Annotated in this window: 11 protein-coding genes; 9 read left to right on the top strand and 2 right to left on the bottom strand. The window is 38.7% G+C overall.

Annotation, left to right across the window (positions count from 1 at the left end; all coding sequences use genetic code 11):
• The coding region (locus ENO17_07440) for a DUF2088 domain-containing protein (GenBank protein ID HER24862.1) at window positions 1-873 on the bottom strand (873 nt) is incomplete at its 3' end.
• Between the two features lie 505 nt (window positions 874-1,378).
• On the opposite strand from ENO17_07440, the gene ENO17_07435 reads away from it, so the two are divergent.
• The 9 genes from ENO17_07435 to ENO17_07395 all read left to right on the top strand — a co-directional run bounded on the left by ENO17_07435 (window position 1,379) and on the right by ENO17_07395 (window position 9,912).
• Entirely contained in the window at window positions 1,379-2,308 is a 930-nt protein-coding gene (locus ENO17_07435; protein ID HER24861.1) for a hypothetical protein, read from the top strand.
• Between the two features lie 104 nt (window positions 2,309-2,412).
• The gene (locus tag ENO17_07430) at window positions 2,413-2,922 is read left to right on the top strand and encodes a TRAP transporter small permease subunit (GenBank protein ID HER24860.1); all 510 of its coding nucleotides are present in this window, start codon (window positions 2,413-2,415) and stop codon (window positions 2,920-2,922) included.
• The gene (locus ENO17_07425; GenBank protein HER24859.1) at window positions 2,922-4,253 is read left to right on the top strand and encodes a TRAP transporter large permease subunit; all 1,332 of its coding nucleotides are present in this window, start codon (window positions 2,922-2,924) and stop codon (window positions 4,251-4,253) included. The genes ENO17_07430 and ENO17_07425 overlap by 1 nt, the downstream gene beginning before the upstream one ends.
• Before the next feature lie 86 nt (window positions 4,254-4,339).
• Window positions 4,340-4,726, top strand: coding sequence for a RidA family protein (locus tag ENO17_07420; protein HER24858.1), 387 nt, complete (start codon window positions 4,340-4,342; stop codon window positions 4,724-4,726).
• A 174-nt stretch (window positions 4,727-4,900) separates the two neighbouring features.
• Window positions 4,901-5,566: a FadR family transcriptional regulator gene (locus ENO17_07415; GenBank protein HER24857.1), complete on the top strand. Its 666-nt coding sequence runs from the start codon at window positions 4,901-4,903 to the stop codon at window positions 5,564-5,566.
• A gap of 11 nt (window positions 5,567-5,577) precedes the next feature.
• Complete coding sequence (locus tag ENO17_07410) at window positions 5,578-6,492, top strand: sugar phosphate isomerase/epimerase (protein ID HER24856.1); 915 nt, start codon at window positions 5,578-5,580, stop codon at window positions 6,490-6,492.
• 15 nt (window positions 6,493-6,507) lie between these two features.
• On the top strand, window positions 6,508-7,395 hold the full coding sequence (locus tag ENO17_07405; GenBank protein HER24855.1) for a 2-hydroxy-3-oxopropionate reductase: 888 nt from the start codon (window positions 6,508-6,510) through the stop codon (window positions 7,393-7,395).
• Window positions 7,396-7,489: 94 nt separating this feature from the next.
• Complete coding sequence (locus ENO17_07400) at window positions 7,490-9,514, top strand: transketolase (protein HER24854.1); 2,025 nt, start codon at window positions 7,490-7,492, stop codon at window positions 9,512-9,514.
• 20 nt (window positions 9,515-9,534) lie between these two features.
• Window positions 9,535-9,912: a hypothetical protein gene (locus ENO17_07395; protein ID HER24853.1), complete on the top strand. Its 378-nt coding sequence runs from the start codon at window positions 9,535-9,537 to the stop codon at window positions 9,910-9,912.
• A gap of 221 nt (window positions 9,913-10,133) precedes the next feature.
• Here ENO17_07395 and ENO17_07390 read toward each other — a convergent pair whose 3' ends face one another.
• A complete protein-coding gene (locus tag ENO17_07390; protein ID HER24852.1) occupies window positions 10,134-11,075 on the bottom strand; it encodes an IS110 family transposase in 942 nt (313 codons plus the stop codon).
• Window positions 11,076-11,355: the final 280 nt, after the last annotated feature.

Genomic DNA, 11,355 nt, shown 5'->3' with positions numbered 1-11,355 from the left:
GTGAGTAATTACAATATCATATTCTTTATCTAAGGGTATAGCAACGTATTTTTTTATCTGTTTTACTGCTTGTTTATGAGCTTCTTCTAAATCTCCGGCAAATACTCCCGTTAGCTTAAAATCTTGGTCAAGAGTAACATTGAGAATGTAATCAGCTCCGGCTTTCTTGGCAACTTCTAAGGCTTCTTGGTGACAGGGGTTATCATCTATGATTAAGTCAGTAGCTTCCTGGGAAGCTAACATAGGCGCTCCGTGGAATATATAGATGCTTTCTTCTCCAATGAGTCCTGGGCAGATTGATTTTCTTCCTCCTGATGCACCAGCCATGAAATGAGTTTCTACTAAACCAGTAAGTATTTTAATATCTGCTTCCATATAATCACTATTAATATATATTGAACTACCGCGATTAGTCTTGCCAAGATAGATTAAATTATATTGGTCGCGACAATGATGGTTTTTTATGGGAATTTTGTAATCAAATACTCGGTGGTCCAACATCTCTCTTAATTCTTTTTCGGATAATGGCCGATGAGTACCGGTAGCTATTAAAATAAGAATACGGTTATTAGAAATATTTTTTGCTAATAGTTTTTCAATAATTGGCCATAATATTCCTGATTTACCTTTGTAGGGGACAGGGCGGGTATTATCCGAGATGACAATTACAGCCTTTGCTTGTGAATTTTTCTTTAATTTTTGCTCAATAATTTGCTCCAAACTTCGGCTGCCTATAGAATCTTTCAAGGCTTTTTGAATAAAAAAGGCGGGATTATCAAGCGGTTTAGGTTGCTTAGTGAATAAAATTTCTATATTGTCCGGAAGATTTACTTCGAGCATCTTTTTCCCTAATTTTATAGTAATTCTTTTCATTTTTCCTGCCTTTTATTTTTCAGTTCTATTATCATCATCTTAAATAAATGATTGCTCTAAAATATTATTTTTAATGATATCATAAACTGGGGGACTTTTCATTATCTTCAAAAAAGCTTTCTTGAGTAGTCCCATAAATCGGGATTTAAAATAAAGTAATGATATTTTTTATTAATTTATCTGTAGGAATTTTAAAATACGTTTGAACTAACGTTGTTTTATGATATAATAAAATATAATTTGTCAAACAATATAACAAATAAGACAAAAAATGTAGAGAAGGAGGTGGTCGACAAGGCATATCTCTGCTTCTTGCTTTTACTTGAAGGAGAAACAGAAATATCTTATCTTAATTTTAACCGGTTAAGAAATTATATTAAAAGGAGTGTTTAGAATGAAGAAGTTAAATTGCTTGATAATAGTTAATTTGATTTTTGTATTGTTACTAAGTATAACCATCAGTGGAGTGAGTGCTGATAAAGTGATTAATTGGAGATTACAATCAATGTGTGCAGCCGGTGATTTTGGATTTGAGGGTGCTAAAAGATTTGCCGAACAAGTGACCGAAGCCAGTGGCGGACGTTTGGTGGTAAAAGCTTTCACTGCAGGGGCTATTATACCTGCCGGGAAAGAGTTTGATGGAGCAATTTCAGGCTCAGTAGAGGCTGCTCATGTATCCGGTGGCTGGGCGGTAGGTTACGTCCCCGCAGGTGTCTTTTACACCAACTGGGTAGGTGGTCATACCGGTAATCAGCTGATGATGTGGATGGAATATGAAGGGACGGCATTGGCTCGAGAATTATATAAACCTATCGGTGTATACTTTGTTGACCAATTAACCGTTCATCCAGCTGAGGTTTGGTGTCATTCTACAAAACCACTGCGTTCAGTCGAGGATATTAAAGGACTAAAAATTAGGTGTGGAACTACTGCCCTTAATACAATCTTTCAAGCAATGGGTGCATCACCGGTCTTTCTTCCTGGTGGCGAGATTTACGAATCAGTTAAACGGGGAGTTATTGATGCCTTCGAATATATTACTCCGTCTTTGAATTGGGGTATGGGTTTCCATGAAGTAACCAAATATATGTATATATCATCTTCTCGTGCTCCCAGTGATGCACAATCCCTATATGTTAACATGAATGCCTGGAATGCACTGTCTCCGGATTTGCAGGATATTGTAAAATTAGTTGCCCATAGAGTATCCCATGAATTCTTTACTGAATCGGTTGTCCGCGATTCTACAGCATTGGAGAAATATAGAGAATATGGTACTGTTGTGGAAAAATTACCCACGGATATTGAAGAATTATTATTTGAGAAAGCAAATGAGTACTACGCTGCAGAATCTGCCAAAGATCCTGGTTATAAGAAAGTATATGAATCTGCACTCAAATTTAAAGAAATTTGCGATATGTTTGACATAAAATAATTATTTCTAAAGCATCATAAAAACTATATACCCAGCATTTACCTTGCTCCGGATTACTTTTTCCGGAGCAAGGTAAAAAAGCAAGGAGGAATTATTGAATCCATATGAAAAAGCTTGTACAAATTATTAATTCCATCAGTGAATTTACGGGACAAGTAGTTAAGTTTTTGGTGGTAGCATTAATCATAGTACTCTGCTATGAGGTCATCTCCAGATATGCTTTTAACCGACCTACAATTTGGGCATTAGAAACTTCCAAGATGCTTATGGGGACTTTTGGTGCTTGTGGGTGGGCTTATACCTATTTGTATGACGGGCATGTCAGGGTAGATGTTTTCTATTCAAAATTATCGCGCACAGGAAGAGCATGGGTTGATGTTATTTTGTCAATTATTTTTCTTTTTCCTATATGTATTATCCTTATCTCTGCAGGAACAAGATGGGCAGTATTTTCCTGGAAATTTGGTGAAAAAATGGTGGAAAGCAGCTGGCTGCCCCCGGCCGCGCCTTTTAGAACTTTATTAGTTTTTGGTTTCTGTCTTTTTACTTTGCAGAGTTTGTCTAAATTCATTCAAGATCTATACTTTTTAATTAGAAAGAGAGAGCTATTATGATAGATATTGTAGTAAGTCCTGAAATTGTTACCATTGGGATGTTCGGAGCCCTTTTAATTGGTGTGCTTACCGGTTTTCCCTTGGCTCTTCCTATTGGTGGTGTCGGTGTAATCACCGGGTTTTTATTATTTGGTCCTAATGCTTTTGATTTAATCTACGGTCGTGTTTATGCCATAATTACCGATTATGGGTTTATGGCTGTTCCCTTATTTGTGTTTATGGGGAACATGTTAGAAAAATCCGGCATTGCTGAAAAAATGTATGATGCCGTACATGTCTGGTTTGGTAAATTTAGAGGAGGATTAGCGATTACAAGTGTATTAATTGGTACTATTATGGCAGCATGTGTGGGTATCATTGCTGCCTCCATTACCATGTTAACCTTGGTTGCCCTACCGGCAATGATGAAACGTCATTATGATAAAGGCTTGGCTACTGGGGCGATCTGTGCTGGAGGTACACTGGGCATTTTAATTCCACCCAGCATTATGCTTATTATTTATGGACCGGTAGCTTGGATTTCGGTAGGGAAGTTATTTATGGCTGCCTTCATGCCTGGCTTTCTCCTTTCCGGACTATATATGCTCTACATCGGTATTCGATCTTACCTTCAACCGTCAGTGGCTCCTTCATATGACGATGAAGGTAACAAGCTAACTTTTGGCCAAAAAAGTAAGATGTTAATTACCACCCTGGCACCAACTGCTTTGCTTATCTTGTCCGTCATGGGCGCCATTTATCTTGGTGTGGCGTCTCCCACCGAGGCTGCTGCGGTGGGCGCTGCGGTGGCAACACTTTTAACTATTGTTTATGGCCGTTTTAACTGGAAAGTGCTGAAAGACGTTACGCTGGGGACAATCAAATTAACCGGCATGGTACTATTAATTGCCGGTTGTTCCACTGCTTTTGTGAGTGTATTTTTGAGTGCCGGTGGTGGCGGTGTAGTGGAGAATTTTATTCTTTCTATTCCCGGTGGGCGTTGGATGGCTTTCGCTCTTATTATGTTCGTATGTTTTATTTTGGGTATGTTTATTGACTGGATTGGCATTATTTTCGTCATGGTACCTATATTAGCTCCTATTGTTCCTCGGTTGGGATTTGACCCTTTATGGTTTGCTATGATGATTATTGTGAATCTTCAGATGTCCTTTTTAACACCACCTTTTGCTTATGCTATCTTTTTCCTTAAAGGTGCAGCTGCACCGGAATTAGGCATTAAAACAAGTGATGTCATACGCGGAGTGATACCTTTTGTTATTTTAATGGCGATCGGGCTGCTTTTAATGATTGCTTTTCCTCAGATCATTCTCTGGTTACCAAGCACAATGTAGCTATGCCTAAACTCATCACAAATAGCGAGATTAAAAAGGAATATTTTAAAAAGTATCAAAAAGCATCAAAATAAGGGAGGTAAGTAATGAAAAAAGAAATTATTGTGACCAAAAATGCTCCGTCTGCTTTTGGGCCGTTTTGTCAGGCAATGAAGGCAAAGGGATTTATCTTTACTTCTGGTATTTTGCCCTTAGATCCTTCAACCGGTAAAAAGGTAGAGGGGGGTATCGAAAAGGAGACCAGGCAAACCTTAGATAACATTAGAGCTATTTTAGAGGCTGCCGGTTCTTCTTTAAATGATGTGGTAAAGGTGACCGTATACCTAACTAATATGGATGATTTTAAAGTGGTTAATGAAATTTATGATCAATATTTTTCCGAACCCTACCCCGCACGTGCAGCAATAGAAGTTAGTGGGCTGGCTAAGGATGCAAAAGTAGAAATTCAGGCAACCGGAATATACGATGAGTAATTATGATTGTTTGAAAATAAATTAAAGAGCGTAATATAAAGGTTTTAAATTTGACATCACAATATGTCATGATATTATATTGTAGAATTATCAGGTTAATATGATTAATATTACAAAATAAACAGTGAGAGGAGTAGAGCAATATTTAACAAAGTTCGGACAAAAAAAGTATACATAAAAATAGTAGAACAAATTCGAGATTTAATTAAAGAAGGCAAATTAAAACCGGGAGATAAGCTCCCTCCCGAGCAAGTAATGGCTGAGAAATTTGGTACCTCTCGCCCTTCGGTTAGAGAAGCATTAAGTGCCCTTGAAATATTGGGCATCACTGAAAGCAGGGGGGGCAAAGGAAATTTCATAAAGGATATCCCCAGATCCCCTTTATATGAACAAGAAGTTATGGAGTTAGAGGAAGAGGAGAGCCCTTTTGAAATGTTAGAAGCAAGAAAAGCAGTGGAAATCGAGATAGCCGATCTTGCCGCCCAGAAGGCATCCCAAGAAGACCTCGATGCTATTTATGAATCCTTACACAAAATGGAAGGAGCCATAAATAATATTCCCGAAATGATGGAATTTGATAGGGAATTTCACATGCATATTGCTAGAGCTGCACATAATAATCTCCTTTTTTCCATGATGGGTTATTTGAGTAATCTGTTAAAAGAAAAACTCTGGGTCAACATGAAAGAGAAAACCTGGAATCTTCCCGGTTATCCACAGAAATATTTAAAAGAACATACTGAAATTTTTAATGCTATCAAAAACAAGGATAGTAAAAATGCTCGTAAAAAAGTGTACCGTCATTTACTCGACGTGGAAAAAGATTTGTTAAAAAACTAAAGGAGGACACTATGCAAGAATCCATTTATAAATTTATGAAAGTGGGGTTAATCCACTTTATGGCTTATCCCCAGGTAATGAAAGGGGAAGGGCTGATCCTCGAGACCTTACAGAAAATAGCGGAAGATGATTTCTTTACGGCGATAGAAGTATCCTGGATCAAGGATGTGAAAGTAAGGCAGAAAGCAAAAAAACTTTTGGAAGTGAGCCATTTAACCGTTGCTTATGGGGCGCAACCTCGTTTATTGGTAAAAAAATTAAATCTTAATTCCTTTAATGAAACAGAAAGACATGAGGCGGTAAATGAGGTGAAAGCCGGAATTGATGAAGCATACGAGATAGAGGCAAAAAGCCTTGCTTTCTTAAGCGGTACCGACCCAGGAGGCCAGGAACGGGAACAAGCCATAAAATTATTGGTTTCTTCCACCAAGGAAATATGCACTTATGCTAAATCAAAAGGAGACTTGGGAATTACACTGGAGGTTTTTGACCAAGAAATTGAAAAAAAATGTTTAATCGGACCAGCGAAAGATGCCAGGAGGGTGGCAGAGGAAGTGAGAAAGGAATTTGATAACTTTGGATTGATGGTTGACCTGTCCCATCTTCCACTTTTAGGTGAAACCCCCGCACAAGCTATTCTACCGATCAAAGATTATCTGGTCCATGCCCATATGGGCAATTGTATTTTAAAAGATAAAGGCCATCCCGGTTACGGTGACCAGCATCCCAGGTTTGGTATTAAGGGTGGGGAAAATGATGTCAAGGAACTCAGCGAATATTTAAAAGTTTTATTAGATATTGGATTCTTAAATCCAAAAAATCCGCCTATAGTGAGCTTTGAGGTAAAACCGTTGGCTGATGAATCTTCGGAAGTAGTTGTTGCTAATGCCAAGCGGGTACTAAGAGAAGCCTGGGCAAAAATTTAAAGGAGAAAATTAATCATGAAAAAAATTGGATTTATCGGTGTAGGTATTATGGGAAAACCAATGGCGAAAAACCTGATTGATGCAGGATACAATATAGTTGCTTATGATATTATTAAGGAAGCTTTAAATGAAGTAGTGGAACACGGAGCAAGTAGGGGGTCATCACCCAAAAACGTAGCAGAAAATAGTGATCTAATTTTTACTATGCTGCCGAATTCTCCTCAAGTGAAAGAAGTCGTACTTGGGGAAAATGGTGTCATCGAAGGAGTAAGGGAGGGCCAAATTTTAGTTGACATGAGTTCTATTGCGCCTTTGGCTTCCCAGGAAATTGCCAGGGAACTTGAGAAAAAAGGGGTAGAAATGTTGGATGCTCCGGTAAGCGGTGGTGAAGAAAAAGCAAAATCCGGAACACTTGCTTTTATGGTGGGAGGCAAAAAAGAAGTATTTGAGAAATGTAAAGAAATACTGGATGTTATGGGTGGAAGCGTGACTTTGGTTGGTGATATTGGTGCGGGACAAACCACTAAATTAGCGAATCAGGTTGTCGTTGCATTAAACATAGCGGCGGTTGCGGAAGCTATGGTCCTGGGTAAAAAAGCGGGAGTGGATCCCGAAAAGATTTTCAATGCCATTAGGGGAGGTCTTGCCGGGAGTAGATGTATGGAAGATAAAGCACCAAGAATGTTAAAGGGAAATTATACGCCCGGATTCAAGATGAAACTGCATTTAAAAGATCTTACCAATGTTTTTGAAACCAGTCGAAGTTTACATACTGCTATGCCCTTAACCGCTCAGGTCATGGAGATGATGCAGGTGATTATCGCGGAGGGCAATACCGAAATAGACCATGCTGGTTTGGCTTTGTTCTATGAAAAAATAAACGGTATTTCTTTAAAACAATAGCATAATTAAATATAAGATTTATATATACCCGTTAATATTTATTTTATATGATTTTAAATTAAAAAAGGGAATTAGAAATTAAGGAGGGTGTTTAATGCCAATTATTGATTCCAGGACAGGGAAAATAAAAAAAGATTATACCATTGAAGAATTAGTGGAAAAAGCAAGAGTGATGAGAGCTTATAGTATGACAGCTATTACCGCTGCCGGCTCCGGTCATCCCGGAGGAACCTTATCTATTATGGATATAGCTGCTGCCCTTTACTTAAGGGAGATCAAACATGACCCGGTGAATCCTGAATGGAAAGACAGGGATAGAGTTTTTTGGTCAGCAGGACATAAGGCACCGGCTCTCTATGCTGCCCTGGGAGAGGCAGGTTATTTCCCCATTGATGAAATGGTGAAATTAAGAAAATTATGGTCCGGTTTTGAAGGACACCCCAATCGTTTTAAATTACCAGGATTGGAACTTTCCAGTGGTTCATTGGGACTGGGTCTGGGAGTTGCTGTCGGATGTTCTTTGAACGCTAGATTAGAAAAAAAAGACTACCATACTTTTTGTATTTTAGGAGATGGTGAATTGGATGAGGGTTCCGTATGGGAAAGTGCGATGGCTGCTGCCCACTATAAATTGGACAACTTGATAGCCATTGTTGATAGAAATAATCTGCAGATTGATGGACCCACCGAAGAGGTTATGCGATTGGAATCAGTAGTTGAAAAATGGCAAGCCTTTGGTTGGCATACCCTGGAGATTGACGGCCATAATATGACCGAGATTCTTAAATCCTTTAAGAAGGCTAAAACCCTAAAAGGTAAACCAACTGTGATTATTGCCCATACGGTTAAAGGAAAAGAAGTATCCTATGCTGAGAATGTGGTCGGTTATCATGGTGTATGTCCTAAGGATGGACGAAAAGGGGCAGAATCTTTGGAAAAAGCCTTAGAGGATATTAAAGCCAAAAATTTTGATGAGAAGAAAGCAGATGCACTATATCAAAAAGCCTGTGTCTATCAGGAGGAAGTCAACCAAAAGATTGATCAAGCGATGCCCAAATTTAAGCGAGATTACTGGTGGAATAAAGCGGTAACCATGAAAGTAAAGATGGTACCAACTCGAAAAGGATTTGGAAATGCCATTGAAAAATTAGGTGAAGTAAAATCGGTGGTAGCTTTCGGTGCCGATATTACCAATTCAATCTGCATGAATCAATTTTATGAAAAACATCCGGAAAGAAAAGAACGGTTTTTCCAGATAGGTATTGCCGAACCAAACATGACCTCGGTTGCCTCCGGATTTGCCAAAGAAGGTAAAACTGCTTTTATCGGTTCATACGGGGTCTTTGTAACCGGCAGAAATTGGGACCAGATCAGGACGACCGTTTGCTATAATAATTTTAACGTAAAAATTGCCAACGCCCATGCCGGATTATCGGTAGGTCCTGACGGGGCAACGCATCAAGCTTTAGAGGAAATTAGCAATATGTATTATCTGCCCAATATGCACCTCATTGTACCGAGTGATGCTCTGGAGACCGAAAAAGGAACCCTGGCTGTAGCCAAAATTCAAGGTCCGGCAGTGATCAGATATGCCCGAGAAGCTACCCCCATTGTTACCAAAGAGGATACACCTTATACCTTCGGCAAAGCCAATGTTATCCGTTTCAGAGAGGAAAAGGAAGACTTTGTTGATGCCTTTGAGACCAAATTAGCATCTCATTACCCATCTGAAAAAGAAGATGTTTGCATTATCACCTGTGGACCCATGGTGGCAGAGGCTATGCGGGCAGCCTATATCCTAAAGAAAGAATATAACCTTGAAACCAGGATATTAAATATTCACACGGTCAAACCCCTGGATAAAGAGAGTATTATTCAAGCAGCGGAAGAAATCGGGCTGGTAATGACGGTGGAAGAACACCAAAAGGGTGGGTTTGGAAACATTATTGCCGGTGTGATAGCCGCTGGTAAAAAGTATAAGACTCCCTTATTATTGGAAATGATGGGCGTGGAGGATCAATTTGGTTTATCCGGTGCCCCCTGGGAGCTGCTTAAGACTTTTGGGCTTACTGCCGAGCATATCGCCAAAAGGGTGAAAACATTAAGTGAAAAGAAATAAATAAAAAAGGAATGATTAACATGAGTGTTAAAAAGATGACTATTACAACCGAAGATCTTAAAGTGGATGCCAGTTTAAATGATAGCAAAACTGCGCAAGATATTTGGGATGCACTCCCTATTGAAGGCAGGGTAAATACCTGGGGTGATGAGATTTATTTTTCCATACCGGTTGATCTTGGATTGGAGAACGCGAAGGCAGTAGTTTCCGAAGGTGATTTAGGTTATTGGCCGCCTGGTAATGCTTTTTGTATCTTTTTTGGACTCACTCCGGCAAGCCAGGGTGATGAAATTAGACCGGCCAGCCCGGTCAATGTATTCGGAAAGATAATCGGAGAAGCCAAAGTCTTTAAAAAAGTCAGATCAGGTGCAAAAATTATCATTGAAAAGGGTGAATAATGGTTAATAGAAAATTAACCTATAGCTTATAGCGCATAGAGGTTTGAGGAATAATTGCGGGGAAAAATATGAATACTAATAATGCGAAAACATTCCTCTTTTCAGTTGGTAGTTTATTGTTTTTATGTTATTTCCATGAATCTGGGGTAGATACTGTGTTAAAAGTCAACCCGCAAACTCTCCCTTAGACACTGTATTTTATTGTAAATATTTTAAAGAATCTAGACAGCCATATATTCTGTCTTATCTCTATACATAGCATGTGCTATTAAGAGTATCTTTCTCATAGAAGCAATTATCGCTAACTTTTTAGGTTTATGATGAGCTAATAATCTTTGATAAAATATTTTTATTTTTTGATTATGTACGGTGGCACAAATGGCAGGCAAATAGGATACTTTACGGTATATTGCCTTACCGTTTTTACTGATCTTTGCCCTACCCCTCACCGAGCTTCCAGATTCTCTTTTGGTAGAATCAAGTCCTACCAAAGCGGTGATTTGGGCCCGGTTAGTACCTTGATAAGTTTTAAATAGAGTAAGTAGGGCAATAGCCATCTTTTCCCCTACACCAGAGATAGTAAGCAACCTTTCATAATCTTCTCTTAAGTTTTGGTTTTGCCTAATGTATTCTAAAATATCATGAAAGATTTTATCTTCTAACTTTTGTGCCCGTTTTAACTCTTTCTTTAAAAGACTGACCAGCTTCTCATCTCTTAGACTTTCCAGGTGATTAGAAATAGCTACTCTCTGTTTTACGGTAAACTCATAACTAGTAAGATAACTGGATAAGACCTTGGTCTGTTGGTCTATCTTGGGTACCTTGATGTCCTTTGAATCAATTAGCCTATGAAATTGATAGAGAATTCGAGCATCAATCTTATCGTCCTTAGGGCGTATACCTAAACTTCGGGCAAAGCTATGGCTCCTCTTGGGATTTACGATATAGGCCTTGATACTGTTTTCAGCACAGAATTCCTTTAGTTTAAAAGAGTATATGCCGGTTGGCTCAAAGATGATTACTAGATCTGAAAAGTTTTTGTATTTTCCTTTCAGGTATTTTTTAAAAGGTCTTAAGCCTTCTTGATTGATAAATTTTAGGTCTTTTTTACCGTTAAATACTGATAAGTCTTTCTTTGAGACGTCAATTCCGATATAATACATGATGAAACCTCCTAATGGTTTTTAGGAGAGTTTGTGTTGGGTCGCCCTTCTATAACTTAACCTTGTGGGAACCCAAGCTGAAAGACTTTGATCTTTCGCTTCTGATACTGTTCAAGATTGTAGGAGGGCGGTCCATCTACTCAACGAGCTAATCATTAAAAGATGATTGCTCCAGGGGTCGGATGACCTAATCAACTACAAACTCTTCCAGTATCATACTAACATATTTAGTTGATAATTTAGATATTCTTATCGTACAAGGGGTCGGATTTATCCGACC

Source organism: Candidatus Atribacteria bacterium (assembly GCA_011056645.1).
Classification (GTDB): domain Bacteria; phylum Atribacterota; class Phoenicimicrobiia; order Phoenicimicrobiales; family Phoenicimicrobiaceae; genus Sediminicultor; species Sediminicultor quartus.
This window is presented reverse-complemented; position numbering and strand designations above follow the sequence as displayed.

Excerpts from the sequence above, each read along its gene's own strand:
- ENO17_07435 (HER24861.1), top strand. The coding sequence starts at position 1,379 with ATGTGTGCAGCCGGTGATTTTGGATTTGAGGGTGCTAAAAGATTTGCC.
- ENO17_07430 (HER24860.1), top strand. The coding sequence starts at position 2,413 with ATGAAAAAGCTTGTACAAATTATTAATTCCATCAGTGAATTTACGGGA.
- ENO17_07420 (HER24858.1), top strand. The coding sequence starts at position 4,340 with ATGAAAAAAGAAATTATTGTGACCAAAAATGCTCCGTCTGCTTTTGGG.
- ENO17_07410 (HER24856.1), top strand. The coding sequence starts at position 5,578 with ATGCAAGAATCCATTTATAAATTTATGAAAGTGGGGTTAATCCACTTT.
- ENO17_07405 (HER24855.1), top strand. The coding sequence starts at position 6,508 with ATGAAAAAAATTGGATTTATCGGTGTAGGTATTATGGGAAAACCAATG.
- ENO17_07400 (HER24854.1), top strand. The coding sequence starts at position 7,490 with ATGCCAATTATTGATTCCAGGACAGGGAAAATAAAAAAAGATTATACC.
- ENO17_07395 (HER24853.1), top strand. The coding sequence starts at position 9,535 with ATGAGTGTTAAAAAGATGACTATTACAACCGAAGATCTTAAAGTGGAT.
- ENO17_07390 (HER24852.1), bottom strand. The coding sequence starts at position 11,075 with ATGTATTATATCGGAATTGACGTCTCAAAGAAAGACTTATCAGTATTT.